Source organism: Caulobacter sp. GW821-FHT05F04 (assembly GCF_059419665.1).
The window spans coordinates 176054-201526 of record NZ_JBWKSF010000008.1; the positions used below are offsets into that span (position 1 = coordinate 176054).

Genomic DNA, 25473 nt, shown 5'->3' on the forward strand with positions numbered 1-25473 from the left:
GCTACCGGTCCTTCCGGCGAACAAGCTCTGCTTCGGTCACAGCCAAGGCGGCCGCCAACCGCTCAAGGACACGCAGGCTGATGTTGCGCTTCCCGTTCTCTATGCCGGACAAATAGGTCTGATGGATCTCGGCGACATGGGCGAGTTCGTCCTGCGGGACGCCACGCGCCTCCCGCAAGGCGCGAATATTCGCCCCTACGACCACTCGGAGATCCATGCTCCGACGGCGCATCATCCCGCCGCGATGCGGAATAGACTATAAGTAAAGTGACCACAAAAGCGTCTCGGCCCTTCGCGACCGGGCGTCCGTCAGCGCCGAATTACAAGATCGGTTTCAGGAACCCGAAGGGCTGACGCCAAGCGCTCAAGCACCTTCATGCTAAGATTTCTTTTTCCCGTCTCGACGCCTGAGAGATAGGTGGGGTGGATACCGGCCAAGTGTGCGAGTTCGTCCTGCGGAAGGCCTCTCGCCTCCCGCAGGGTGCGAACGTTCGCTCCCACCACGGCCAGAAAATCCATGGTCGGAAGGCGCACGCTCGGCGCTGGACTGTGAATAGACTATGAGTAAAGTGGAGGAATATCGTCGTGCGTTCGCGACGCTCACGCGGGCACGGCTCGATCCGGATTCCGCCCGCATCATTCGGCTTGGAATGCGGTTTATGTCTCCGCTCGATGGTCAAATCACCGCCCCTGACACCCAGCCCTCGGAAGGCGGGACGCCGCCGCTCGCCGACGCCTATCTGCGCCATCGCGACTGGCTGACGGCGCTCCTGGCGCGCCGCTATCCGCAAGACGCCGACGACATCGCCCAGGACACCTGGCTGCGGGTCCACGACTACCGGCCGCCCCGGCCCGTCCGCAGTCCCAAGTCGCTGCTGGCCCGCATCGCCCTGAACCTGGCGGCCAGCCGCTTCCGCCGGAGCGCGCGCGAGGTCCCCACCGATCCCGACCACAAGACCCTGGCCGACCAGACGATCGACGCCAGCCAGGAGCAGGCGATCCTTTTCGAACAGATGTTGCTCGCCTTACCGCCCAAGTTGCGCGATGTTTTCGCCCTGAACCATGTCAGGGGCCTCACCTATCGGGAAATCGCGCAGCTGCGCGGCATCTCGGTCAAGGCGGTGGAAAAGCGAATGACCCAGGCTATCGCCCGATGCGCCGACATGATCCGGAGCTAGGCGGATCACGTCATGATCGATGACAAGACCCAGGCCAGAAGCGCCCAGCCGGGCGGCGGGGAGCCCCGCAGCGCCGACGACAAGCGCGCGCGCGACGAGGCGGCCGCCTGGTACGCCAAGCTCAGCGCCCAACGGGTCAGCAACGCCGACCTGACGACCTTCTTCGCCTGGCGCGAAGACAGCCTCAATGACGCCGCCTACACCCGCATCGAAGCCCTGACGACGGGCGTGCGGGCCCTGGCCGACGATCCGAGACTCCAGGCCATCGCCGAGACGGCCGCGCGCCGGCCGCGCGGGATCGGCGCGCGGCTGCGAGGCCTCGGCCAAGGCCGCGGCGTCCGGACCCTCGGCGTCGGCGCGGCCCTGGCCGCGGCCGCGGTGATCGGAGCGGTGCTGCTTGGCCAGGCCGGCCAGCAGACCTATCGGACCGAGATCGGCGAGCGGCGGGCCATCAGCCTGGCCGATGGCTCGACGGTCGAACTCAACACCAACAGCCAGGTGCGCGTGCGGCTGTCCAAGGCCCAGCGCAGCCTGATCCTCGACAAGGGCCAGGCGATGTTCGTCGTCGCCCATGACGCGGGGCGTCCCTTCGTCGTCACGGCCGGCGACACGGCGGTGCGGGCCATCGGCACGCGGTTCGAGGTCTATCGGGCCGACGGTGCGGTGCGGGTGACCCTGGCCGAGGGCCGCGTCCAGGTCAGCCAGGCCGGCGCGCAAAACACGGCGCGGCCCGCGCCGGTGATCCTGTCGGCGGGACAGCGGGTCGATGTCGTCCGCGCCGCGCCGGTCAAACCGGTCGCCGTCGACGTGGCGGCGGCCACCGGCTGGACCAGCGGCCGCCTGACCTTCAAGGACGTGCCCCTGGCCGAGGCGGTGGCGGAGGTCAATCGCTACAGCCGTCGCCAGGTGGTGCTGGGTCCCGGGGCGCCGGCGGACCAGCGGGTCAATGGCGAGTTCGACGCCGGCGACACCGAGACCTTCGCCCGGGGGATGGCCGCCTTGCTGGACCTCAAGAGCGTCCCGCGCCCGGACGGCGGCGTCGAACTGACCGCCGAACGCTCCGGCCCCGCTTGACGTCATAAATCTTTCGCATCCCGGTAGGGTGTGACGCCCTCCCAGGAGTCTTACCCCCGCCGCGCCCCGGCGAGAGACCGCCATCGTGGCGGCCCCGTGCGCGCGGCGGGGGGATGTGAACGATGCGCGCTTATCGTCAAAGCCTGTTGGGGCTCAGTTGCCTGACGCTGGCCACCGGGTGGGTCGGACAAGCCCTGGCGGCCCCAAACGCCTCGGGAATGGAGGATGTCCAGGCCAACGCGCCCGCCCGGTCGAGCAAGGCCAGTCAGGCCGCCGATCCCGTGGTCGAGGTGCGCCTGGCCAAGGGACCGCTGGGCGCGGCGCTGTTCGCGCTGGGCCGCCAGACGGGAACCCAGATCCTGTTCACCAGCGAGATGGTGGCCGGCCGCAGCGGGCCGGCGGTCAGCGGACGGATGACGGCCGCGCAGGCCCTGGACCGGCTGCTGGTCGGGGTCGATCTCGAGGTCCAGCGGATGACCGGCAAGGTGTTCGTGTTGCGGGCCCGCGCCCAGCTGATCTCGACGGCCGGACCGGCGCGCGCGCAGGACACCGACGCCGACGCGCCGCCCGTCCCGCCGCTGGTCCAGGCCGCGCCGGAGGACCCGACCCTGCTGTCGGAGATCGTGGTCGGGAGCCATATCCGGGGCGCCAAGGACAGCGCCTCGCCGGTGATCATCCTGGATCGCGAGAGCCTGGACCGGGCCGGCCGCACCAGCGTGGCCGACGCGCTTTCGGCCTTGCCCCAGGCGTTCGGGGGCCTGGGCAACGAGGACGCCAGCTCGACCGGCGCCGACCCGACCGGGACCAATTCCAACAAGGCCACCGGGGTGAACCTGCGGGGCCTGGGCACCGACGCCACCCTGGTGCTGGTCAATGGCCGCCGCCTGGCCGGAACAGGCCTGCGCGGCGACTTCGCCGACGTCTCGTCGATCCCGATGGCGGCGGTCGAGCGCATCGAAGTGCTGCTCGACGGGGCCTCGGCTCTCTACGGCTCGGACGCGGTCGGCGGCGTCGTCAACATCGTGCTGCGCAAGCGCTTCGAAGGCGCCGAGACCCGGGCCCTGGTCGGCGGAACGACCCAGGGCGGAGCCAGCCAGTGGTCGTTTGGCCAGACGGTCGGCCACGACTGGGACAGCGGCAATCTGGTGGTCAGCTACGAGCACAGCGCCCGTGACCGGCTCAAGGGGCGCGACCGGGACTATACCGGCCAGGCCGACCTGCGCGCCCTCGGCGGCACGGACCATCGCCGCTATTACGGCATGCCGGGCACCATCCTGCGCGCCAACGCCGCCGGGGTGCTGGTCCCGGCCTATGCGATCCCCGCCGGTCAGAACGGCACGGGGCTGACGCCGGCCAGCTTCCAGGCCGGCACGGTCAATCTGGAAAACCAGCTGGGCGCCTATGACGTGCTGCCGCGCCAACGCCTCGACAGCCTCTATGTCGCCTTGGCTCAGGATTTGACGGCCGGCGTGTCGCTGTCGGCCGACGCGCGGGCCACGCGCCGCCGGTTCACCAACCGCAGCGTCGCCTCCAGCCCCACCCTGACGGTCAACCGCAACAACCCCTATTTCGTGTCGCCGACCGGCCAGACCTCCGAGCGCATCGCCTATTCGTTCCTCAATGAACTGGGCGGCCAGCGGGTCAACGGCGTGGCCGACACCCTGGGCCTCAGCTTCGGCGGCCAGGCCCGTCTGCCGGGGACCTGGCGGCTGGACGCCTACGGCGCCTATGGCCTGGAGCAGGGCCGCTCGCGCACCGACAATCTCGTCAACACCAGCTACCTGTCCGAGGCCCTGGGGACCACCGCCAACAACGCCGCCACCCCGTTCAGCACGGCGGCCAACGGCTTCTTCAACCCGTTCATCGGCCAGGGCTCCAACCCCAGGACGGTCCTCGACTTCATCAGCGGCGGCTATCTGACGCGCAAGACGCGCGGCGAGACGGCGTCAGTCAATCTCAAGCTCGACGGCGAACTCTTCACCCTGCCGGCCGGGGCGGTCGGCCTGGCGGTCGGCGGCCAGATCCGTCGCGAGGCCCTGAAGACCGGCGGCGTCAGCCTGACCTCGGGCTTTGTCCCGACCGAGGTGGCGCGGCGCGACGTCCACCGCACGATCGATGCTGCGTTCGCCGAAGTGCGTGTGCCGATCTTCGGCGGCGGCTTCGTGCGGCCCGGGCTGCAACGGCTGGAGCTGTCGGCGGCCGTGCGGCGCGAGGACTATGGCGAGATCGCCAGCACCGACCCGAAGGTCGGGGTGATCTGGTCGCCGGCCGCGGGCCTGACGGTCAAGGCCAGCTACGGAACCTCCTTCCGGGCCCCGGCCCTGATCGAGCTGAACGAGCCGCAGATCTATGCGCCGACCACCCTGACCCGGAACGGCCAGGACACCATCGTGATGATCCTCTACGGCGGCAATCTGGACCTGCGCCCCGAGACCGCGACGTCCAAGACCCTGACCCTTGAACTGGCGCCGGCGCGCTGGCCCCGGTTCAAGGCGTCGGTCACGGGCTTCGACACCCGCTTCACCGACCGCATCGGCCAGCCCGGCTTGGACAATCTCTCCACGGTGCTGACCGCGCCGGAATTCGCCCCGTTCGTCAGCCTGGTCTCGCCGGGCAGCAACCCCGCCGATCTCGCCCGCATCCAGGCCCTGATCGACGATCCGCGCTCCCTGGCGCAAGGCATCTTCCCGGCCCAGTCCTACGCGGCGATCATCGATGGGCGCTGGGTCAACACCGGCCAGCTGCGGGTGCGCGGCTTCGACATCTCGGCGCGCTACGCCGCCCAGCTCGGCAAGGATCCGCTGGCGCTCACCGCCGACGTCACCTGGCTCGTCGACTACCAGCGCAAGATCACGCCGCAGGCCCGCGCCGTGCAGCAAGCGGGGGTCGCCGGCCAGCCCGCGGACCTGCGCCTGCGGGCCGCCGCCAGCTGGACCCACGGCGCCCTGACCACCACGGCGGCGCTCAGCCATGTCGGTGATCTGCGCACCGAGACCGGCGGCCGGATCAAGCCGTGGACCACCGCCGATCTCAACCTGACCTACGGCTTCAAGACCGGGCCGATGCGAGGCCTCTCGCTGGCCTTGAACGTCCAGAACCTGCTGGACGACGATCCGCCGTTCTACGACTCCAACCTTGGCGTCGGCTACGACCCGGCCAACGCCGATCCCCTCGGCCGCACGGTGACCCTGCAGCTGACCAAGACCTGGTAGCGGCGCGCCCGCGCCCCTGATCCCAACCCCGTCATCCGGAGTTTTCCCATGCGCCGCCTCGCGCCGCGCCTGCTCGCCTGCGCCCTTTTCGGGACCGGCGCGGCGCAGGCCACGCCGTTCACCGTCGACCAGTTGCTGAACCAGCAGCGGCTGGGAACGGTGAGCATCGACCCCTCCCAGCGCTGGCTGGTCGTCCCGACCACCGCCCCGTACCGGTCGGCGACCTCGTGGGCGCTGGAGTTCGACACGCCGATGACCATCACGCGGTTGTCGGTGGTCGACCTGCGGACCGATGGTCCGCCCCGCCCGTTGCTGGGCGAGGCCGACGGAGGCGCGGGCGATCGCCTCGGCGCCTATGGTTATACGCCGGGGCCCTTCGCGCCGTCGGGGGCGCGGATGGCGGTGATCCGGGCGCGCGGCGCCAGCCTCGAAGTCGGGATCGTCACCCTGGCGACGGGGGCGGTCATGTGGACGGGGCTTTTCCCGACTTCCGACGTCTGGGGTCGCTCCATGCAGTGGGCGGGCGAGGACCGGCTCGTCGTCCTGGCCAAGGACCCGGACGCCCCGGCGATGGGCGCGCTCACCGGCGCCCAGACGCAAGACCGCCTGATCGACAAATGGCGGGAAACGCAAAACGGCCGCCCCGGCGTGACCCTGCTCGGGGCCGGCCGCTATCTTGAGCGCACGCCCTCGGCCGCGCCGGGACGGTTGGTGGCGGTCGACGCGACCACCGGCCAGGGCCGCGTTCTGGCGCAAGGGGCGTTCATCGACCTGGAGGTAGCGCCGGGCGGGCGACGGGCGGCCATGCTCGTCGAGGCCGAGACCCTGCATCCGGATCCCTCGCGCCCGGCCTACACCACCGATCCTTACCGGCGCCGGCGGGTCGTGGTGGTCGATCTGACCAGCGGCGCGACCTGGTCGCCGTGCCCGACCTGCGAGGTCGCCACCGATCTCCTGGCCTGGTCGCCGAGCGGCCTGCAACTGCTCGTCTTCGCCAAGCCCGACGCGAGCGACTGGACGGCGGCGCGCTACTGGCGCCTGAACGCCGCGGCCCAGCGCGCGCAGCCCCTGGAGAATCCGGCCGCCCAGACCAGCGCCGCGACCACGCGCTACGGCTCTCGCGTGCCGCGCGCCGACTGGATGGGCGAGGATCCGCTGATCCTGGCGCGGGCGCCGGGCGCGTCGGCGGGACAGACCGACTGGCTGCGCTGGACGGCGGAGGGCCCCCGTCCCCTGACCCTGGGCCTGCCGCCGGGTCCGCGCACGCTGGAAGCGACGTCCTCGAACGCCATCATCGTCTCCCAGGCCGGCAAGCTCTGGCGGATCGACGGTCAGGGCCGGGCCAAGCTGCTGGGAAGCGGCGCCAGCATTCCTGGTCCCGGCGCGACGGGGGGCGAGCGCCTGGCGTTCAACAACCGCCCCGCCGTCGAGGCCCTGGCCTTGGCTTTGCCGGCCCCGGACGGCCAGGACCTCGGCCAAGTGCGCGACCATCGCCTGCGGCGCCTGGGTCTGACCACCGCGCCAGGCGAGAGCGTGCTGGCCGCGGCCGGACAGGCCGGCGCGGTGGCGAGCCTCGGCCGTGACGCGCATGGCGTCGAACGCGTGGTCCTGCGCCGCCGCGATCGTTCGCCCCAGACCGTGGCCACCTTGAACGTCCAGTTGGCGCAGGTGGATTTCGCGCGGCCGCTGGCGATCAGGCACCAGGGTCCGCGCGGCCAGGCCCTGACCAGCTGGCTCTATCTGCCGCCCGATCTGCCGACCGGCCGCAAGGCGCCGCTGGTGACGATCCCGTATCTGGGCCGCGACTATCCCGGCCCGCCGGCCAGCCAGAGCGCCCCGGCCCGGCAGGTGTTCCTCAACGCCCAGATCCTGGCGGGCGCCGGTTACGCGGTTCTGCTGCCCAGCCTGCCGATCGATCCGGATCGTGAGCCGGCCCAGGGCCTGGCCGACCAAATCCTGAACGTCGTCGATGCGGCGGCGGCCCAGGAACCGGCGATCGACGCCGGCCGCCTGGCCCTGATGGGCCACAGCTACGGGGGCTACACCGTGCTGACCGCCGCGACCCAGAGCCCGCGCTTCAAGGCCGTGGTCGCCAGCGCCTTCTCCGCCGACCTGATCGGCCACTACACCCGCAAGAGCTTGTCGGCGACGGTGCTGCCCGAGGCCGGGGTGAGCCTGATGGGCGACGCCGGCTGGGCCGAGCTGGGCCAGGGACGGATGGGCGCGCCGCCCTGGCGCGATCCGCAACGCTACCTGCGCAACAGCCCCGTCCTCTTCGCCGACAAGATCACCGCGCCGGTCATGTTGATCATGGGCGACCTCGACGGCGATCCGGCCCAGGCCCTGACCATGTTCGGGGCGCTCTTCCGGCAGGACAAGGATGCGATGCTGCTGACCTATCATGGCGAAGGCCACGTCGTGCTGACGCCCGGCAACATCGCCGACGAGTATCGCCGCGTGCTCGACTTCCTGAACGAACGGATCGGCGACGGCGCGACCAGTCCGAACGCCGGCGGCGCACCGGCTAGACCGTCGTGATCTTCCGTTCCCACGCCCGGACCCAGGCTTCGACCGTCGCGGCCAGCATCACCTCGCCCACGCAATCGCGCCAGATCATCGGCTCGCGATGCAGCAGGGGTTCGAGCCGGTCGCTGTCGATCAGGCCCTTGGCCGCCAGCCGCCCGTCGAGCAGGAACGGCCGCAGGGCAGGCAGGCTGGCGGCCAGGCTCTTGGAGAAGAACACCGTGACGTCGCCCTTGGAGCGGCGCTTCAGGCTCTCGGGCGGCAGGCGATCGGCGAAGGCCGCTCGGGCGAACGGCCGGTCGACCGCGCCGAGCGCCAGGATCGGCGCGGGGATGGAAAGGCACGCCTCGATGATCGGCTGGGCCATCAGGGGATGGATCAGGTCGGCGGCCCGGCCTCGCAGACTGTCGCCGTAGGCGGTTTGGATGTTGGTCAGGCCGCGGATCTGGATGCGCTTGGCCGGACTGACGCCGCGATGGTCAGCCACCCAGGGATGCGGCGGCGGCAAGGCCACGCCGTCGGCCAGGAAGCTCGGCGGCGGGATCCCCGGGGACAAGCGCGCCAAGGGCTGCATCGCGCGCGCCATCAATGACCACACCGTGGTGCGGGTGCGCCGGGCCAGCATGGCCAGGGACGCCGCGCGACCAGCCGGCGTGGGGCGTCCCTGGAGGATGTCGGCCGCCAGGGCCGGATGTCCCATCTGGTAGAAGACGCCGTCCCCGCCCTGTCCCGTGAACAACGCCTGCGCCCCGACCTTGCGCAACTGCTCGGCCAGGTCACGATCGAGGTCGGGGTCCTGGGCGTTGAGGCCCGGCCGACCGGCGCCGGCGGTCTGATCCAGCACGGCCCCGTCCACCGCCATCAGGCCCCGCAAACTGGTCACCAACGGAAAGCCGAAGCGATCGGCGATGCGCTGGGCCCAGGCCCGCTCGTCGCCTTCGCGCTGCGGCCAGTAGGCGTTGATCGCCGCGACCACCGGCGCGCCGCAGCGGGTGAGGCTGGCGGCGACGATCGCCGAATCCAGGCCGCCGGAGATTTCCAGCAGGATGGAGGAACGATCCTTGGCCAGGGCCGCCACGCAGGCGTCGACCAGATCGGCCAGGCCCTTGGGATCGAGCCAGGTTCGAGATGGCCGCGCGTGATCGGCCGGTCGCCACAGCCGGGTCGCCTGGCTCGCGTCCCAGCCCGCCCGCATCGTGCCGGGGCCGATGGCGACCACGCCCGCCAAGGGGCAGATCTCGCTCCAGAGATTGCCGCGGGCCAGGAGGTCGCCGACCTTGGTCCAGTCGACCGCCAGCCCCTCGGGCGCGCACGGGCCCTGAGCGGGCGGGATCGAGGCGATGAACGTCACCTCGTCGCGAACCCAGGTCAGGCAGTCCAGCGCCCCGGTCGGATCGCGCAACAGCGTGGGCGGCGCATCGCCCGCCTTGAGGATCGCCACGTAGCGCCCCCAGGCATGGCGGATCAGGAGCCGCGCGGCGTCGGCAGGCGCCACGCCGACCATCAGGTGAAGCGGGAAATCCTGCGCGCGGCCCTCGCGGGTCGCGGCGGTGTCGAAGAGGTCGCCGATCACGGCCCCGCCCTGGTTTGGCACGGCCCGGACGACCGGCGGGCGGGCGCCGCGGACGTAGACGGCGATCTCGTGGGCGCGATGGGCCAGGGTCCAGTCCCCCTCGGCCTCGATCGCGGCGCGCTTGGCCTCGGCCGCCTGGCTCGGCACGCCTCGGGGCCAGACCATGGCGAGATACTCGCCCATCAGACCGCCAGGATCGGGGTGTAGGCGATGAGGCGTTCGACATCGTCGTCCAGCGCCACCGGCCCGGACTGCAGCCAGCAGTGAGCCATGAACGGCCAGGTCCGCACGCCAATCACCCAGTCGGCGTCGAGCCCGAGGCGCCGCAGATAGCCCAGGAGCTGATAACTGCGCTTGAGGCAGGCGCCGCCGACCGGCGACCAGGGCCGCAGGACCGCGAAGACGGCGGCGGCGTCCAGCACGGCTTCATGGTGGGCGGCGTCGTGCGACGTCGCGCCGGGCTGGCGGCCGCGCCGCGCGCGCTCCAGGATCCGCGCGAAGTCGAGGCGACGGAAATCGCGCGCCGCCGCGCCGCTGGCGAGCAGGCCGGCGGCGATTTCGCGCGGGCGTGGACGGCGGGCGGCGCCGCGCAGATCGAGGGTGGGTTTGGGCGGGATCGCCCGGACCGCCAGCCTGGGCGTGTGCGTCACCAGGCCCGCCTCGATCAAGGTCTGGGCGGACGTCTCGTCGCGCGGGCTCACCGCGCCGCCGTCGTCCAACGCCACCAGCAAGCTGGCCTGGACGAGGCAGAGGTAGGCGTCGGCGGCGACATCGAGAAAGACGATGTCCTCGTCGATCGCCGCAGCATGAACATCGCGGGCCAACCACAGCGCCATCGCGGCCTCCCAGCCGATTGCCCTGTCGCGCGGCGCGGCGGCCGCGCGGCAGGACCGATCGCTCAGAACCAAGCGAGCTGGGGTTGCATCGGCTCGCGCAGGCCCTCGTCGTCGACCGAGCGGGTCAGATCGAGCGCGCCGCCGAGGCGGATCACCCGAAGGGTCGTGGTGGAGTTGGACATGGTTTTGACTTTCGCTGTGGGGCCGCATCAAAGACGCGGCGGCGTTACGGATCTCGCCGGCAGGAACGCCGACGAGGCGATGGGCGGCGCGACCGGGCGCGTCGCCGCGGCCGGGTCAGACGAAGTAGTACTGGCTGCTGCCGGCTTCCTTGATCGTGCCCTCCTCGATGGACAGGGTCAGGGCCTTGGCGGCGCCCAGGCGCAGCAGGATGAGACGGGGGGTAATGGAGGTCATGGCAGGCTCCTTTTTCGAAACGCCGCCGATCGCGGCCTCTCAAGCCAGCGCCCCGCCTGTTTGATATTCAAACGATATCCGGTCGATATTTTCCGCCCCCAGCCAGGCGGGCGATGGCGTGGGCGGCGCCCATCCGCCGACGGTGGTGTGAGCGCACCGCACTCCTCAGCGCCGCCCCGTTACCGGTCTCGAAAGCCGACACGACGCCCAGGGCCTCGGCCGACAGATCGGCGAACAGTTGGGCCTCGATCGGCTGGAATGGCGCCAGCCGTTCGGCGGTGCGCTGATAGGCCTGGGCGAGCATCAGGTCGTCTGCCCCCAGCACAATTTCGAGGAACAGCGCCTCGAGGATCGCGGCGGGGTCATGGGCGGGCTCGGCGAGATCGGCGGCGAAGCGAAAGGGCGCGCGGGGCGGCCATTGACGATGCTTGGCGCGCCGCTCGGCGTCCGGCGCCAGGGCCGCGGCCAGATAGAGCAGGCGCAGGTGGTAGAGTTCGGCCAAGGCCGGGCCGTCGAGGTGGGGCCGGGTGTAGGCCGGTCCCCGTTTCTCGACGAGATCTTCGCCCGCCAATCGCGATAGCGCCTCGCGCACCGGTGTCGAGGACAGGCGCAGCTCCGCCGCGATCAGGTTGATGGGCAGGGCCGCGCCGGGCGCGTCCACGCCCAGGCGAAGACGACGTCGCAAAGCGCCCAGCGCCAGGCCGAAGGAGTCGCGCGATGGAGGCAAGGTCTTGGTCCGCGATGCCGCCTCGCCAGTTTCAACTCTGACGGCGACGGGTCGACCCTTCGACGCGGGCGAACACGTCGGCGAGCGCATTTCTCGGCGACTTCCAGCGTTTGACGCCGTTTTCCGACGTCGGGCCGCCCTCTGGTTCGCCGCCGAACCGCCAGTCTGCATGAACCGTGCAGGAATCCGGTACGGCCTTCCGGAAAATTCGCACGGACACGGATGAACACGCTTGGTGGTCGGCCAGGCGACATTAAATGTGGCCCAACAGCCCGGAATACGTAGGGTTGTGCTTTGACCATGGGTTCGCGTGAGGACTCATGTCTGTAGCCAGTGTCGAGTACAGCTTTGGTCAAACGCGCATCCGAGGACCTGGAGCGTCAGCGCCAGCTCCTGTCAAAGACCCTGAAACTGATCCGCGGCTTGCGCCACATGAGCGCCCGCGCGGTCGCCGACGCCATGGGCATGCCGCTGCGCAGCTATTACAGCTTCGAAGCTGGCCAGGGTCCGCTGGACATCGCCAAGATCTGGCGGTTCGGCGAGGCCACCGACAGCGATCCGGCCGGCATCATGGACACGCTGATGCTCGGCTCGCCTGACCACGCCCTGCGCAGCATGGACAATAAGATCGTCTCCATTCAATTGGCCTCGTTCCGTCGGTTCAGCGACAAGGTCGGAGACCGGATGACCCACATCGGCCCGGCCATCCTGATCGAGGCGTTCAAGCGCCCGTTCGACAGTCTCGAGGATCATCTGGACAAGCGGGACGAGAACACCGAGCGCTGGTTGGCGGAGAATCTGCCAAGGATGCTGCCACCGGACGAATAGTCCTGGCCCGCCGCTGGCGGGGAACGTCGAGGATTGGTGGGCCGCGCCAGATCGCATCGACGGCGATGTCGACCGCGTCCGGATCGACCGGCGCCCGCAAGCCCCAGTGCCCGGGCAGGGTCTCCATCGCGCCAGCTCGCAGGCGCGCATAGTCCGCGCGGTAGCGAGGATTTCGTCGCAGGAACTCCCAGGCCAGACGCGCCAGGCACAGGGCGACGCCGGCTGGTTCCACGGATTCCGGGACGAGCGGGGGCGGGACGGCGGCGACGAGGGGCTTGGCCATGGCTTTATTGAAGCGCCTGATCCGCTCGCCCCGGAATCACCGGCGCCGCGAGGCTCGGCGGTCGCGCCGGAAAATTGGCGCCGTCGTGCGGTCCGCGCCGAATTCCCGTCCACGCCTACCGGTTTCCTGCACGACGTCTACCAAAGCCGGCACAGGCCGTGCAGATCTCCCGTCAGCGCACACGATGTCCCCAGGAAAGATCCGGACAGCAGCAGCATGACCGCGCTCCCGCCTCTCCAGCCGGCGGAGCGCCAGACCTCGACGGTCTTGGGCGGATCGGTGCGGGCCGGCCGCAGGCCGCAGAGCGCGCGGTAGCCGCCCGCGACGAGATCCTCGGCGGCGCGCAGCAAGCGCTGGACGCGCATGCGCATATAGTCGGATCGGCCGCCCCAATCCTCGTGAACCCGGGCCTCCCCGAACAGCAGCATGGCGATGTCGCGCTGGCTGGCCCCCGCGCGCCGGGCGTCGTGCGCCCGAAGCATTTGAACCCAGCGCGTGGCCTTCGAGCGCGAACCTCGTCCAACCGATGACAGTCGTCCGGTGTCGCGCAACGCGATCAGCGAACGCAGGCCGTCCATCGACGCCACGCCGACGCTATAGGCGGGCAGATGGAACCGGCAACGCACGGGTCCGGCCAGGACGTCGCCGTCGGCCACGGCGAAGCGAAGACGCCGCGCGCCGTCGCTGACCATCACGTGTTGATGGCCATCCTGCGTGCGCACCACGATGACGGCCAAGTCGAGCCCGCGCAGATCGAGGGCGTCTGGATCCTCGACCATCGCCGGTGTCAGGCTCAGCACCGGCACCGAACTGTCGGCTTGCCAGCGCCAAAGCACCGTAGGAACCGGGTCGGCGCCTGGGCCTTCGCCCACGAAACAGAGACCCGGGACGACGCCGGCCAGATCCTGCGCCTCGGCCACGGCCTGTCGTCGCCCAAATTCCCAGGCCCACACCGACGGGTCGGCCGCGAGCAGGGGGCGATAGGCCTCTTGGGACCTCCAGGGCGGCAATGGCGTCCGATCCGCCGACATGGCGACCCGCTCATCATGGCGCAGGACTAAAAGTCTGGCCAAAGGTCCAAGGGCTGTCGAGGGGCGGCCGGCGTCGGCGCCGGTTGCGCCTGGGCGGAAGCCGGGTCATTCATCGCCGGGTTGGACGGCCCCGACACGCTGTGGCGGGACCGTCCAGACGAAGACGAAGACCAGACGGAGGACGCGCATGGCGCCCGTGCTCGATCCTGAGATCGCCGACCTGGCGCCCTGGTCCGAGAGCCTGACGGACTACGACCTACAGCATCTGGTCGTCTACCTGCGCCTGCTCGACGCCCGCCGGGACGAGGCTGACTGGCGCGAAGTCGCGCTCTTGGTGCTGCACCGCGACGCCGCCCAGGATGAGGCCTCGGCCCGCGCCTGCTGGGAGACGCACTTGAAGCGGGCCGAGTGGATGACGACGACCGGCTACAAGGACCTCCTCACGGCCAAGACGGGCCAAGCCTAGTGGAGGCGCTAGGCGCCGCCCTCTGTTCGGAAGCGCGCCTTGGCCGGATAAACGACCCCCACGCCGACGTCGCTGGTTGAGGTCCGGGCGCCGAGCGCGACCCATGTCTGCAGATCCGCGATGCGGTAAACGACCCTGCCGCCGAGCTTCGAATAGGCTGGCCCCGTTCGGTAGGAGCGATGCTTTTCCATGGTCCTTGGCGAGAGGCTGACGAAGCGCGCCGCCTCCTTCGTGTAGAGCAGCCGGGGTGGCGGGAGCAGTTCATAGTGCGTGTGGGACTCGTGACTGGCGAACCGGAAGCGGCTCGTCTTGCAAGACATCTGGCGACGGCCGTTACCCTACCGGCCGCCCGCCACGATCTGACTCCGCCCGCCCTCGTATCGCCAACTCCGCTTTTCGTACGCGCTGGGCGCTATCGACATCGCCTGGTCCCGGTCTTGCCCCGGGCCGGGTTGCTTGAACGCCCCGCCGCGCCAAGGTGAAGGCCCATGAGCCCACGTGAATGGACGGCCCCGATCCGGTGGGCGCCGGCGCGGGCGCCGGGAGCCGACCTCATGGCCGACGAGAAGTTCCTGACCACCGAGGAGGTCGCCGAGCGCTATCGCGGCGAGGTCTCGATCGGCACCCTCGAAAATTGGCGCGCCCAACGCATCGGCCCTCCCTTTGTCAAAATCGGCAAGGCCGTGCTCTATCCGATCGAGGAATTGGACGCCTGGGACCGGCGGAATCTCGTCAGCTGCGACGACGCCAAGGTCGTGGGACGCCGCCGCCTGCGATCCGATGGCGAACCCCTCCCATTTCGCTAGCATCGGGACCACCGGCCTTGAGGCGGGCCGTTCGACGAGGCTGACGGGCGGCGGCGGACGTGGTCAACGACGGCGCGTCCGCGCGCGCGGTTGATGTGGATCATTGTCTTTGCGGCGGACGGCGCTGAAGATGGTGTTTCAGATGCAGCGCTCTGGGCTTCCTGGAGCTGACACCGATCGGTCCAGAGATGCAGAACCGCGGGACGTCACTTGATCATCCGACTTCGCGCCGCGGTCTGCGAGGCTGCGCGGTCGCCTTGATCGGCCTGTGTGGGGCCTATCAGGTCTGGCTCGGGACCTATTTCAAAGGCCGCCGGTCCTTGCGGAGGACCTGCGCTTCTTCGGCGTCGGACACGACGCGCTCAGGGCCGCCCAGCCCCGCCTCGAACCATGGTTGCACCTGGTGTTCACGGTGCTCGGCGGACAGATGGCGGCCGTCGGCGTGCTCGTGATCGGCGCGAGCGTTCGGCTCGGCCACCGGAAAGCCAGCCGCAGCGAGCTTGCCCTGTTGGCCGTGGCCGGCACCCTGTCGGTCGGAACGATGGCCGCGGTGAATTTCGCCTTGGGATCGGACTTTCGCTGGCTGCTGATCTTGCCGGCCGGACTGTGGCTTCTTAGTCTTGTGCTGGCGCTGGGCGGCCCGCCAGGGCCTGCATGGGCGGAGGACCGTCATGCCCGATGACAGCGGCGCCAGAGGCGATCTTGACGCGGTGCTGAACAGGGATTGCTTTTGCATCACATTGGATGGCGCCGGCCTGCGGGCGGCGATCGAGGCGCAAACGCGCGACGCGGACCTTCTCGCCGCGCTGCTGTCGGCCAGGCCCCACCTTTTCTCCCAAGGCCCGGTGTTCCTCTCCAGCCGCGACCTGTCGGCCATGGCCGATGTTGTCGCCGCCATCGAGGCGGCCGCGCAGAGCCCGGCCTATCAGGCGACGGTTCTGGAGTGGGCTCCCGACATCGCCCGTGCGGATTTGGGTCCGCGCGGCGTCTTCATGGGCTACGACTTTCACCTGGGCCCAGATGGCCCCAGGCTCATCGAGGTCAACACCAACGCCGGCGGCGCCTTCCTCAACGCCTTCCTCGCGCGGGCGCAGACCGCCTGCTGCCGTGAAGCCGAGGCGGCGTTGGGCGCGCCCCTGCTCGCCCAATTCGAGCCCGCGGTCTGGCGCATGTTCCTCACCGAATGGCGCCTGCAAGGGCGGCTAAGCCCGCCGCGGACCATCGCCCTGGTCGATGATGGCCCCCAGGACCAGTACCTCTACCCCGAGTTTCTCATCGCCCAGCGTTTCTTTGAACGGCAAGGCTTGAAGGCCTGGATCCTCGACCCGGCCCAACTGCGCTTCGCCGAGGGCGGGTTGCGGCACGAAGGGGAGACGATCGACATCGTTTATAATCGCCTGGTCGATTTCTCGCTCGAGGCCGCCGAGCATAGGGCCCTGCGGGAGGCTTATCTGGCCGGGGCGGTCGTGGTCACGCCCAATCCGCGCAACCACGCCCTGTTCGCCGACAAGCGCAACCTGGCCCTGTTGTCCGATCCGTCAGCCGCCGCGCGTTGGGGACTATCGCCGGATCAACAGAACAGCCTTACGGCCGTTCCGCCGACCACCCTGGTCACCGCCCAGAACGCCGAAGGGCTGTGGACCAGGCGCAAGGGGCTGTTCTTCAAGCCCGCCGGCGGTCATGGCGGCAAGGCGGTCTATCGCGGCGACAAGCTGACCCAGCGCGTCTGGTCGCAGATCCAGCAGGGCGGCTACATCGCCCAGGGGCTGGCCCCGCCCAGCGAGCGCCGGATCCGGATCGACGGCGAGATTCAGAGCCTGAAGCTCGACGTGCGCCTCTACACCTATCGCGGCGCGCCGCTGCTGCTCGCCGCCCGCGTCTATCAGGGCCAGACGACCAATTTTCGGACCCCCGGCGGGGGCTTCGCGCCGGTCTTCGTCCTCGATGCCTTGGACTAGCGCATCTTGGGACGCGCCGCCGCGACACTCGCCGGGCGGTCGGCTGGCGCCGAAAAGTGCTCGGCGGCGTCGCGCGCCATCCGGCCCACGCACCAGCGCGCATAGGCGGGGGCCGTCAGGAGCCCAAGCAGGCGGCCGGCTTGGCCCTTGGGAAGCGCGTAGCGGATCCAGACTCGCAGCTTCGAACCGTTGGGCGTGGGCGAGCGATCAAGGCCCATCTTGTCGGCTTAAAGGATGAGCAGGCGGGTGGCGCCGGTGGTTCGCCAGGCCTTGGGACGGTGCGGATCGCGTTTGGTCACGACCTCGTCGACCGCCAGAGAAAGGCCGATCTTAGCAATTCATGAAATCGCAAAATCCAACTATTATTCTCTATACGGGATACCAATAGCTAATTCTCAGAAAAATATCGCAACATCAATAATGCTCAGTATTGAATAACAATCTGACGGACTTTATAAGATATTTGTTGGCTTTCATGCAAAATACGAACCTGGCTAGCGCAATCACTTTCCGCCACGCTTGCCTTTAAAGTATTTCACAGCGTCAGCCGTCGTGCCGCCAAGGCACCAACGCCCGTAGAACCTCCCCAATAGCAAGCCGAGCCATCGGCGCGGCCCGGTTGGAAGATCGTAGTCGATCCAAACCGTGAGGCGAGAGCCCAAGGCTGTGGGCGTTATGTCGAACCCCATGCGATAGCCCGATAGAATGACGAGCTGTGAAGCGCCCGCCGTTTCCCACTGTTTTGAATGGGGTCGGTCCCGGGCCGTGACCACCTCGTCGACAAACAAGCGCAATCCCAAAGCCGAGCCGTCCATTCGAATATGGGAGCCCACGACCTGGCCGCGCCCTTCGTCGAAGTCGTACGACATCCGGCCGCCGGCCATCATCATGGACGACTTGGTCATATGGGCGGCCAGACGGGTCTGATCGTCGAGGTGGTCAAACACCTCGTCGGGCGTGGCGGTCAGGTCCACCGTCTGGCTTAATTGGCTGCCCATACGACCCAAGCCTTCTGCGTCCTACTTCTTCTCGCCCGCCATCTTCGCGGCGCAGGTCTTATGCATCTGCTCCATTTCGGCCTTGGTCAGGGCCTTGCCGTTTGGCCAGGTCGGAGCGCCGGTCTTGTCGCGCCCATGATCATGCGGCGCCGTGCGGTCCATGGCCTTGCCCATGACCGACTTGCACATTTCGTGCGTCGGCGCGTCGGCGGCAGCTGGACGGGTCGCGGTCTGTTGCTGCTGGGCAAAAGCCGTTCCCGAGACGGTCAGGACGAGTATCGAGGCGATAGCGAGCGCGCGCATGGCGTTCCTCCGTTGCAAGTGTGTTCCATGATGCGCGCCGCCCCGACCATCGCCTTGATCCGGATCAATGCCCAAATCCCCGCCTTGCCTAGTCTGGACGGAAAATCGGTGGAGCACGGCCGATGCCGTTGAACCTTACAAACCGCGCCCTCGCCTTGGCCGCGCTGTCGTCCGGCCTTGTTCTGTCCTTCTTCGTCCTGCGCGAACACTGGGCTCACGCCCTGGGCCTGGCGCCCTATCTGCTCCTGCTGGCCTGTCCCCTGATGCACCTGTTCCATCACGGTCATGGCGGTCATCGCCACGGCCGCGACGGACCTGCCCAGGCGCCGCCCCCAAAGCCGACGCCTGAGGGCCGCGTGGCATTGGGCGATGAACGGCTTGAGGCGTTTTGAGGGATCGGGCCGCGTCCCGCGTAGACACGTAGGACAAAGTCGCCCTTCAACAGGACCCGCCCCATGACCTATCGCGCTTTCCTCGCCACCGCCGTTCTGTCGGCCTCGATCCTGGCCGGCGGCCAGGCCAGCGCCCACGCCAAGCTGGTGGCCTCCGATCCGGCGGCAAACGCCACGGTCGCCGCGCCCAAGACCATCCGCCTGACCTTCAATGAAAAGCTCGCCCCGGCCTTCTCGAGCTTCGAGCTGGCCATGGCCGACGGCATGAAGGCGCCGGTCAAGACCAGCGTCTCGGCCGATCGCAAGACCATCACCGGCGCGCCCAAGGGCCGGCTGATGGCGGGCGCCTACAAGCTCACCTGGCACGCGGCTGCGGCCGACGACGGCCACCGCATGGACGGGACCTTGACCTTCACGGTGAAATAGACGGTGGAGACCGCGGTCGTCCTTGTTCGCTGGGTGCAATATGTGACGAGCTTCGCCCTGGCGGGCGGCGCGCTCTTCGCGCTCTACGCTCTGCCGGCCGCCGGCCCGTCCAGCGCCGCGGCGCTAGGTTGGCCGCGCCGGCTCCTGGCGGGCTGCGCCGCCCTGCTGGTCCTGGCCAGCCTTCTGGGTCTCGTGCTGCAAACCGCCGTGGTCGCCGGGTCGCTTACCGCGGCGCTGGATCCCTCGACCTTGGCCTCGGTGGTCAGCGAGATGGCGATGGGCGCGGCCTCGCTCGCGCGGGCCATGGCCGCGGTCGTGGCGCTGGCTGTGCTTATGCTCGCGCGGCCCGGCCGGGCCGCCTGGATCGCCGCGTCAGCGCTCGGCGCCGTCGCAGCGGCGAGCATGGCCTGGATGGGCCATGGCGCGGCCACCGAGGGTCCGGGCGGGGGCCTGCACCTGGCGGCCGACATCGCCCACCTGGCGGCGGCCGCCGTGTGGGTCGGCGCCCTGGTGTTCTTTCTGGGGCTGGCCGGGGTCAGTCGGCGTGACGCGCGACAGGCGCCGACCTTCCATGCCGCCCTGGCGGGTTTCTCGGGCATCGGCTCGGGCGTCGTCGCCGTGCTGGTCGCCAGCGGCCTGATCAACAGCTGGTTCCTCGTCGGGCCCATGGGCGTTGCGGCCCTGGTCCGCACGCCCTACGGGCTTCTTCTGCTTCTCAAGCTCGTTCTCTTCGGCGCCATGGTCGTGCTGGCCGCCGCCAACCGGTTTCGCCTGACCCCGGCCCTGCGCGAAGCCCTGGTCGAGCCGGCGCCGCCCAGCACGGCGGTCAAGGCGCTGCGCCGCAGTCTCGTGCTGGAACTGAGCGCGGCGATGGCGCTCGTCGCCGTGGTCGCCTGGCTAGGGCGTCTCGCGCCGATCAGCGCGCAATAGCCGCAACGTTCAGAGCACCGGTTCGTGCGCCGGCTCGGGCGTGGGGCGCCGCGCGAAGGGATCGCGCGCCCGCAACCAGTTACGCGCAGGCCGTTCGACAAGATGGTAGGCGACCATCGCGGCCAGCTGACAGGCCACGAACGCTCCTGCCCAGGCCAAGGCGATCCCGGCGCCGGACAGGTCTGGCGCCAGCCTTTCCAGAGCGTGGAAATAGACGATGTCGGCCGGAAGGTGGACCATGTAGAGGCTGTAGGAGACCTCGCCGAGATAGACGAGCGCCGGCGCCGACATCGCGCCTGGCTTCGCGGCCTTGGACGTCTCGGCCAGGCAGAAGATCAGCATAGCCAGACCCGGCCAGATATAGAGATCGCTCAGTCGCAGGTTGGCGGCGATCGCCACCCAGACCGTCGCGGCGAGCGCGCCGAATCCGGCCATGCCGGCCGGCAGGCTCAGGCTCGATCCCAAGCGATGCAGGGCCGCGCCCATCAGGAAGGCCGGGATGATCCGCAAGGCGCCGATCTGGGCGCTCATGTCGGTGAACAGCACCCCGCGCCCCTGGGCCGTCAGGAACATGGCGACGAACAGGGCGAGCACGGCGAGGACGAAGAGGCGTGGCCAACGCCTCAGCGACACCGAGGCGATGGCCGCGACCGGAAAGCCGAGGTAGGCGAACCACTCAGCCGAGATCGACCAGGAGGGGAAGTTCCATTGCACGGTGGGCGTCGTGCCCCAGGCATGCACTAGCAACAGGTGCTGGGGGAGCATGCGCGGGTCGAACGCCTGGGGATCGAAGCGGACGCCCAGCTTCAAGGCCGCGAGCCAGATGGCGATCGTCGCGGCCAGGGTGACCAGATGGACGGGATAGACCCGCGCCAGGCGCGCCCAAAGGAAGGAGCCGTAGTTGAACCGTCGCTCGGCCCAGGCCCGCGTATAGACGTGGCTGAGGATGAAACCCGACAGGATGAAGAAGAGGTCGACGCCGAGGTAGCCCTTGGCGGCCAGGCCAAAGCGCTCGAGACCAAGGTCCAGGTGGTTGCGGAAATGATAGACGAGCACCCACAGCGCCGCGCAGATGCGCAACGACGTGAGCGGACGGATGTCCGACGGATACATGGCCCCTCCCCCGAGGCAATGGTTGGAGCCGGCGAGCGCCGGCCCGATGGGCGCTAGAGCGCGGTCAGGCCGACGATGGTCTGGCCCCGCAGCTTGAAGCGCACCTTGGTCCCGACGCTCAGGCCCTTCAGGAGGGTCGGATCAGCGACCTTGAAGGCCATGGTCATCGGCGGCCACTTCAGCGCCGGGATCGCTTCATGGGCCAGAGTGATCTTGGCGGCCTTGGCGTCGATGGCGCGCACGACGCCGACCGCCTCGACCGGCGCGCTCGCCTCAACCGCATGCGCCGCAGGGTCCATAGCGCTCATCTGGGCGGCCGCCGGCTGGGCCAGCAGGGTCAGGGCGCTCGCAAGAGCGATGGACAGCATCTTCATGGAAGCCTCGCTAGGATCGATGGTCAAAACCAGGCCCTCAGGCCGAGCACGAAACTGGTCTCGGTGACCTCGTCGCCGCGCAGCCGGGCGAAGTCCGCGGCGCGCCCGAACCGCTTGGATAGGGCGACGCCGACATATGGCGCGAATTGGCGCCGAACCTCATAGCGAAGGCGCAATCCGAGCTCGCCGCTCGAGAGCCCCGAACCGATCGCCGCTTCGGGGATGTCTTGGGCGGCGAAGTTGAGTTCGGTGCGCGGCTGCAGGATCAGGCGCTGGGTGAGGCGCCAGTCGATCGCCCCTTCGGCGCGCGCGAGGACATCGCCCTTGCTGGAAACGAACACCGCTCCGCCCGCCTCGATCCAGTAGGGCAACAGGGTTTCGAACCCGACGGCGGCATAGGTGCGCGACTTGGGCTCGACATCCTGGCGCAAGCCCACCTGCAAGTCGGTATAGAGCGCCACGGGCCTGGAATAGAGCGCCTGCACCTCGCTGGCCTGAACGCCGTGACGGCCGCCCTCGCCCTCGGATTTGATCACCAGGCGATTGAGGTCGCCGCCGAACCAAGCCTCGCCGTCCCAGTGATAGCCGTTGCCCCCGGCCTGGGCGCGGTATTCCAGGAGGTTGGCCATCACCTGCGAGACCTGGGCGCCGCCATGCTCCTGCCGGAGCACGGCGCGAGCCCGGTCCATGGCGGCCGGATCGAAGACCCTGTCGGCCAGATGGTCGGTGGGCGGCGCCGGCGGAGCTGTTTCGTGATCGGGCAAGGGCGGCGGTCCCATCGCTTCGGCCGGGCGTTCCGATTGACCGGAGACAGCCAGGCCGGGCATGGCGCCCATGTCGTGGCCGGCGTGGGGGTCGGTCGCCGGCGCGACCTGCGTCTGAGGCATGGCCATGGCCGGCATGGCGCCCATGTCGTGTCCGGCATGGGGGTCGGCGGCTGGAGGCGGGGCCGCCGGCGCAGGCTTGGAACTGGGCGCGGCTGGCGCGCCGGCGTGGCCGGCGTGCTGGGCCAGGGCCGGCGCGGCCCACAGGACCGGCAAGAGGGCGATCAGCGAGGCCTTCATCGCGCGCCCTCCGCGGGGGTGTCGCGCACGCTGAAGACCTGAAACATCCCCGCGTGCATGTGATAGAGCATGTGGCAGTGGAAGGCCCAGTCGCCGGTCTCGGCGGTGAAGTCGAAGCTGACGCGGCCGCCGGGCAGGACGATGACGGTGTGCTTGCGCGGCATGTGGCCCGCCGGTCCGAAGGCCAGTTCGAAGAAGTGGCCGTGCAGGTGGATGGGGTGGGCCATCATGGTGTCGTTGACCAGGGTGACCCGGACCCGCTCGCCGTGGCGGAAGGCGTAGGGCGGCGGCCTATCGCTGAACTTGCGCCCGTCAAACCCCCACATGAACCGCTCCATGTTGCCGGTCAGGTGAATCTCGAGGGATCGCTCCGGGGCGCGCGGGTCGGGATTCGGCTCGAGGGCCACCAGGTCGCGATAGACCAAGACCCGGTGGCCGACGCTTTCGAGGCCCTGGCCAGGCTCGCCGGTGCGATCCATCGGCATCGGCGCGATCGACTGCACGCCCGGACCGAGCCTGACCTGAGGCGCGTTGTCCGGATTGCGCATGGACATGTCCATGCCGCCCTTGTCCATCTTGCCCATCACGTCGCTTCCGCGCTGGCGCGGCGGCGCCATGCCGGGCGCGGGGGTCGCGGCCTTGGCGCCCATGGCCGCGTGATCCATGCCGGACATGTCCGTGGAGCCATGGTCCATGCCCCCCATGTCCATTCCCTCCATATCCATGCCCATGTCGCGCATGGTGGTCAGCGGCCGCTCGCGCGGCGGCGGGACCTCGGCGCTCATGCCCAGCCGCGGCGCCAGGGTGGCGCGGCCCAACCCAGAGCGGTCGACCGACTCCGACACGATCGTGAAGGCCTTGTCTTCGGCGGGCTGGACGATCACGTCATAGGTCTCGGCGTTGCCGATCTGGAACTCGTCGACCTCGACGGGCCGCACGTGCTGGCCGTCGGCGGCGACCACGGTCATGCGCAGCCCCGGGATGCGGACGTTGAAGACCGACTGGGCCGCGGCGTTGATGAACCGCAGGCGCACGCGCTCGCCGGGCGCGAACAGCGCCGTCCAGTTGTCCGCGGGGCCATGGCCATTGACCAGGAAGGTGTAGGCCGCGCCGGTGACGTCGGAGATGTCGGTCGGGTCCATCAGCATCTTGGCCCAGTCCAGGCGCTCGGCCAGGGTCTGGTCCTTGCCGGCCAGAAGCCCAGCGAGGGTCTGGCGCTGGTAGTTGAATGCGCCGCTCTGCTGCTTGAGCTTCTTGAAGATCTGGTGCGGGTGCAGGCGGCTGAAGTCCGACAGCACCACGACGTGCTCGCGGTCGAAGGCCACCGGATCAGGACCGACCGGATCGATGATAATGGGCCCATAGTGGCCCATCTGCTCCTGCAGGCCCGAATGGCTGTGGTACCAATAGGTGCCCGCCTGGCGGACCTGGAATTCGTAGGTGAAGGTCTCGCCGGGCTTGACGCCCGGGAAGCTGACGCCGGGCACGCCGTCCATCTGGAAGGGCACGAGCAGGCCGTGCCAGTGGATCGAGGTGTCCTCGTCGAGCGTGTTGGTCACCGACAGGCGGACATGCTGGCCTTCCTTCAGCCGGATCAGCGGGCCAGGAACCGTGCCGTTGATCGTCACGGCGTGGCCGGCCTTGCCGTCGACCGTGATCGGCGTGTGGCCGATGGTCAGCTTGATGTCCTCGCCCGAAAGGGCGGCCGGCGCGCGGCCGGGATCGCCCGCCGCGCGCGCCCAGGACGGCAGCAGGCTCGCCAGGGTGGCGCCGCCGCCGAGGACGGCGAGCGATTGGAGAAAACGACGGCGATCGAAAGCCGCGCTGGATCGAAGCATGACAGCCCTTTGACGATGACGCGCCGGCGGCAGGCCGTGAGGGACGGCCGCGACGCGATCTCTAGGTGGCTACGCGCCAAACCGTCGCCCCCCTCGCCGGCGGGCGAAAAAAGTCAGGGATCGACCAGCCAGTCGGCCAGCCGCTTGCGGGCGCGATAGGCGCGCATCTCGATGGTCTTGACGCTGACGCCCAGGACCGCCGCGGCGTCCTGTTGTGAATAGCCTTCCAGATAGGTGAGGATCAGCGGCTCCTTGAGCTGGTCGGGCAGGCGCGCGATCGCCGCCTCCAGGCGCGACAGTTGTTCGGCGCGCAGACTCGCCGCCTCGGGGCCCGGCGCGGGGTCGGCGGGATCGGGCGCGCCTGGCGCGTCGATCGACCGCTCGCCCAGGATCAGCCGCCGAACCAGCAGGCGACGCCCCCGGTCGCGGCACTTGTTCAGGACGATGGCCCGCATCCAGGCGCCGAACGGCCGGGTCGGATCATAGCGATCCAGCGCCTTCCAGGCGGCCACGAAGCTTTCCTGCACCACCTCGTGGGCGGCTTCGGAGTCGCCGACATGGCGCCGGGCGAAGGCGTGCAAGGCGCCCTTGTGACGCCGCATCAGCGTGCTGAAGGCGCGCTCGTCGCCGCGCGCCGCGCGCCTGGCCAGCGCGCCGTCCTCGTCCTCGCCAAGGCCGGCGGTCACGGCGTCTCGTTCGTGAGCGCCTCGCTGACGCGGCGGTCGAATTTGGCCGCCTGCTCGGGGGTCAGCACCTTACGCATCGCCAGGACGTGCTGGACCGTCTCCAGCTGCAGCGCCCCCATGGCGACATGGAAACGCTCGACCGCGGCCTCGACCTCGGGCCCGTATTCGTGGCGCGCCTGGATGGCGGCGGCCAGTTGGGCGTTGGCCGCGCGCAGCTCGGCCTCCCGGGCGCGGCGACGCACGGCGAAATCCTGTTCGAGCGCCTCGAGCCGGCGATCCTGATCCGGGCTGAGCTTCAGCTCGTGGTGAACCATCTCGTGCAGCGACTGGGCGTGATGCATCGGCAAGAACCGGCCCGAGCCGAGCCAGCCGCCGGCGATCCCGGCCAGCAGCGCCAGGACGACGGTCAGGGCCGCCCCGCGCGAGATCCGGCGCAT

Annotated in this window: 30 protein-coding genes and 1 pseudogene; 12 read left to right on the top strand and 19 right to left on the bottom strand. The window is 69.5% G+C overall.

The window, feature by feature from the left end:
• Nucleotide 1 precedes the first annotated feature (1 nt).
• Together AC07R7_RS20205 and AC07R7_RS20210 are read right to left on the bottom strand one after the other, a co-directional pair.
• Nucleotides 2-232, bottom strand: coding sequence for a helix-turn-helix domain-containing protein (locus tag AC07R7_RS20205; RefSeq protein ID WP_066686015.1), 231 nt, complete (start codon nt 230-232; stop codon nt 2-4).
• A 77-nt stretch (nt 233-309) separates the two neighbouring features.
• Nucleotides 310-519, bottom strand: a complete 210-nt coding sequence (locus AC07R7_RS20210; RefSeq protein WP_082769634.1) for a helix-turn-helix domain-containing protein — start codon at nt 517-519, stop codon at nt 310-312.
• Nucleotides 520-650: 131 nt separating this feature from the next.
• Here AC07R7_RS20210 and AC07R7_RS20215 point away from each other — a divergent pair, with 131 nt between their 5' ends.
• The 4 genes from AC07R7_RS20215 (at nt 651) to AC07R7_RS20230 (ending at nt 8002) form a co-directional block, all read left to right on the top strand.
• Nucleotides 651-1178: an RNA polymerase sigma factor gene (locus AC07R7_RS20215; RefSeq protein ID WP_082769633.1), complete on the top strand. Its 528-nt coding sequence runs from the start codon at nt 651-653 to the stop codon at nt 1176-1178.
• Nucleotides 1179-1190: 12 nt separating this feature from the next.
• On the top strand, nt 1191-2252 hold the full coding sequence (locus AC07R7_RS20220; protein WP_066686001.1) for a FecR family protein: 1062 nt from the start codon (nt 1191-1193) through the stop codon (nt 2250-2252).
• A gap of 122 nt (nt 2253-2374) precedes the next feature.
• Nucleotides 2375-5464: a TonB-dependent receptor gene (locus AC07R7_RS20225; protein ID WP_299009002.1), complete on the top strand. Its 3090-nt coding sequence runs from the start codon at nt 2375-2377 to the stop codon at nt 5462-5464.
• A 48-nt stretch (nt 5465-5512) separates the two neighbouring features.
• A complete protein-coding gene (locus AC07R7_RS20230; RefSeq protein WP_099538413.1) occupies nt 5513-8002 on the top strand; it encodes a prolyl oligopeptidase family serine peptidase in 2490 nt (829 codons plus the stop codon).
• Here the strand turns inward: AC07R7_RS20230 and AC07R7_RS20235 are convergent.
• From AC07R7_RS20235 to AC07R7_RS20255, 5 genes are all read right to left on the bottom strand, one after another.
• Entirely contained in the window at nt 7989-9746 is a 1758-nt protein-coding gene (locus AC07R7_RS20235; protein ID WP_066685995.1) for a lasso peptide isopeptide bond-forming cyclase, read from the bottom strand. The two genes, AC07R7_RS20230 and AC07R7_RS20235, sit on opposite strands and share 14 nt — an antisense overlap.
• Complete coding sequence (locus AC07R7_RS20240) at nt 9743-10396, bottom strand: lasso peptide biosynthesis B2 protein (RefSeq protein ID WP_171012842.1); 654 nt, start codon at nt 10394-10396, stop codon at nt 9743-9745. The genes AC07R7_RS20235 and AC07R7_RS20240 overlap by 4 nt, the downstream gene beginning before the upstream one ends.
• A 62-nt stretch (nt 10397-10458) precedes the next feature.
• Nucleotides 10459-10578, bottom strand: coding sequence for a hypothetical protein (locus tag AC07R7_RS20245; protein WP_137803582.1), 120 nt, complete (start codon nt 10576-10578; stop codon nt 10459-10461).
• A gap of 115 nt (nt 10579-10693) precedes the next feature.
• Nucleotides 10694-10813 carry a hypothetical protein gene (locus AC07R7_RS20250; protein WP_082769428.1) on the bottom strand — a complete coding sequence of 40 codons (120 nt, stop codon included), beginning with the start codon at nt 10811-10813 and terminating at the stop codon, nt 10694-10696.
• A gap of 67 nt (nt 10814-10880) precedes the next feature.
• A complete protein-coding gene (locus AC07R7_RS20255) occupies nt 10881-11540 on the bottom strand; it encodes a GntR family transcriptional regulator (RefSeq protein WP_249357744.1) in 660 nt (219 codons plus the stop codon).
• A gap of 348 nt (nt 11541-11888) precedes the next feature.
• On the opposite strand from AC07R7_RS20255, the gene AC07R7_RS20260 reads away from it, so the two are divergent.
• Nucleotides 11889-12368 carry a helix-turn-helix domain-containing protein gene (locus tag AC07R7_RS20260; protein WP_066685886.1) on the top strand — a complete coding sequence of 160 codons (480 nt, stop codon included), beginning with the start codon at nt 11889-11891 and terminating at the stop codon, nt 12366-12368.
• Here the strand turns inward: AC07R7_RS20260 and AC07R7_RS20265 are convergent.
• Together AC07R7_RS20265 and AC07R7_RS20270 are read right to left on the bottom strand one after the other, a co-directional pair.
• Entirely contained in the window at nt 12262-12651 is a 390-nt protein-coding gene (locus AC07R7_RS20265) for a transcriptional regulator domain-containing protein (RefSeq protein WP_365874468.1), read from the bottom strand. The two genes, AC07R7_RS20260 and AC07R7_RS20265, sit on opposite strands and share 107 nt — an antisense overlap.
• A 137-nt stretch (nt 12652-12788) precedes the next feature.
• Nucleotides 12789-13795: pseudogene (locus AC07R7_RS20270) on the bottom strand (DUF2285 domain-containing protein).
• Nucleotides 13796-13869: 74 nt separating this feature from the next.
• On the opposite strand from AC07R7_RS20270, the gene AC07R7_RS20275 reads away from it, so the two are divergent.
• Entirely contained in the window at nt 13870-14148 is a 279-nt protein-coding gene (locus tag AC07R7_RS20275) for a DNA -binding domain-containing protein (RefSeq protein ID WP_066685885.1), read from the top strand.
• 8 nt (nt 14149-14156) lie between these two features.
• On the opposite strand, the gene AC07R7_RS20280 is transcribed toward AC07R7_RS20275, so the two are convergent.
• On the bottom strand, nt 14157-14468 hold the full coding sequence (locus AC07R7_RS20280; protein WP_231732078.1) for a helix-turn-helix transcriptional regulator: 312 nt from the start codon (nt 14466-14468) through the stop codon (nt 14157-14159).
• Nucleotides 14469-14702: 234 nt separating this feature from the next.
• Between AC07R7_RS20280 and AC07R7_RS20285 the strand changes: the two genes are divergently transcribed.
• From AC07R7_RS20285 to AC07R7_RS20295, 3 genes are all read left to right on the top strand, one after another.
• On the top strand, nt 14703-14954 hold the full coding sequence (locus tag AC07R7_RS20285) for a helix-turn-helix transcriptional regulator (RefSeq protein ID WP_066685884.1): 252 nt from the start codon (nt 14703-14705) through the stop codon (nt 14952-14954).
• A gap of 394 nt (nt 14955-15348) precedes the next feature.
• Nucleotides 15349-15636: a hypothetical protein gene (locus AC07R7_RS20290; RefSeq protein WP_156449519.1), complete on the top strand. Its 288-nt coding sequence runs from the start codon at nt 15349-15351 to the stop codon at nt 15634-15636.
• A complete protein-coding gene (locus AC07R7_RS20295; protein WP_066685881.1) occupies nt 15626-16912 on the top strand; it encodes an ATP-grasp domain-containing protein in 1287 nt (428 codons plus the stop codon). Before AC07R7_RS20290 ends, AC07R7_RS20295 begins: the two co-directional genes overlap by 11 nt.
• On the opposite strand, the gene AC07R7_RS20300 is transcribed toward AC07R7_RS20295, so the two are convergent.
• The 3 genes from AC07R7_RS20300 to AC07R7_RS20310 all read right to left on the bottom strand — a co-directional run bounded on the left by AC07R7_RS20300 (nt 16909) and on the right by AC07R7_RS20310 (nt 18213).
• Nucleotides 16909-17130, bottom strand: a complete 222-nt coding sequence (locus tag AC07R7_RS20300; protein ID WP_062098090.1) for a hypothetical protein — start codon at nt 17128-17130, stop codon at nt 16909-16911. The two genes, AC07R7_RS20295 and AC07R7_RS20300, sit on opposite strands and share 4 nt — an antisense overlap.
• A gap of 285 nt (nt 17131-17415) precedes the next feature.
• Entirely contained in the window at nt 17416-17886 is a 471-nt protein-coding gene (locus AC07R7_RS20305) for an SRPBCC family protein (RefSeq protein ID WP_231732076.1), read from the bottom strand.
• A gap of 45 nt (nt 17887-17931) precedes the next feature.
• Nucleotides 17932-18213, bottom strand: coding sequence for a hypothetical protein (locus tag AC07R7_RS20310; RefSeq protein WP_062098094.1), 282 nt, complete (start codon nt 18211-18213; stop codon nt 17932-17934).
• A 122-nt stretch (nt 18214-18335) separates the two neighbouring features.
• On the opposite strand from AC07R7_RS20310, the gene AC07R7_RS20315 reads away from it, so the two are divergent.
• From AC07R7_RS20315 to copD, 3 genes are all read left to right on the top strand, one after another.
• Nucleotides 18336-18605, top strand: a complete 270-nt coding sequence (locus AC07R7_RS20315; RefSeq protein WP_062098096.1) for a DUF2933 domain-containing protein — start codon at nt 18336-18338, stop codon at nt 18603-18605.
• A gap of 63 nt (nt 18606-18668) precedes the next feature.
• Nucleotides 18669-19031: a copper homeostasis periplasmic binding protein CopC gene (gene copC, locus AC07R7_RS20320; RefSeq protein WP_062098099.1), complete on the top strand. Its 363-nt coding sequence runs from the start codon at nt 18669-18671 to the stop codon at nt 19029-19031.
• 3 nt (nt 19032-19034) lie between these two features.
• Nucleotides 19035-19961 carry a copper homeostasis membrane protein CopD gene (copD, locus tag AC07R7_RS20325; protein WP_062098101.1) on the top strand — a complete coding sequence of 309 codons (927 nt, stop codon included), beginning with the start codon at nt 19035-19037 and terminating at the stop codon, nt 19959-19961.
• Nucleotides 19962-19970: 9 nt separating this feature from the next.
• Here copD and AC07R7_RS20330 read toward each other — a convergent pair whose 3' ends face one another.
• The 6 genes from AC07R7_RS20330 to AC07R7_RS20355 all read right to left on the bottom strand — a co-directional run bounded on the left by AC07R7_RS20330 (nt 19971) and on the right by AC07R7_RS20355 (nt 25473).
• Entirely contained in the window at nt 19971-21074 is a 1104-nt protein-coding gene (locus tag AC07R7_RS20330) for an acyltransferase family protein (protein WP_066685874.1), read from the bottom strand.
• A 53-nt stretch (nt 21075-21127) separates the two neighbouring features.
• Nucleotides 21128-21448: a copper-binding protein gene (locus AC07R7_RS20335; RefSeq protein WP_492841912.1), complete on the bottom strand. Its 321-nt coding sequence runs from the start codon at nt 21446-21448 to the stop codon at nt 21128-21130.
• A gap of 23 nt (nt 21449-21471) precedes the next feature.
• Nucleotides 21472-22512 carry a copper resistance protein B gene (locus AC07R7_RS20340; protein WP_062098110.1) on the bottom strand — a complete coding sequence of 347 codons (1041 nt, stop codon included), beginning with the start codon at nt 22510-22512 and terminating at the stop codon, nt 21472-21474.
• Entirely contained in the window at nt 22509-24350 is a 1842-nt protein-coding gene (locus AC07R7_RS20345) for a copper resistance system multicopper oxidase (RefSeq protein ID WP_062098112.1), read from the bottom strand. The genes AC07R7_RS20340 and AC07R7_RS20345 overlap by 4 nt, the downstream gene beginning before the upstream one ends.
• A 113-nt stretch (nt 24351-24463) precedes the next feature.
• Nucleotides 24464-25036, bottom strand: coding sequence for an RNA polymerase sigma factor (locus tag AC07R7_RS20350; RefSeq protein ID WP_066685867.1), 573 nt, complete (start codon nt 25034-25036; stop codon nt 24464-24466).
• Nucleotides 25033-25473 carry a periplasmic heavy metal sensor gene (locus AC07R7_RS20355; protein ID WP_062098114.1) on the bottom strand — a complete coding sequence of 147 codons (441 nt, stop codon included), beginning with the start codon at nt 25471-25473 and terminating at the stop codon, nt 25033-25035. Before AC07R7_RS20355 ends, AC07R7_RS20350 begins: the two co-directional genes overlap by 4 nt.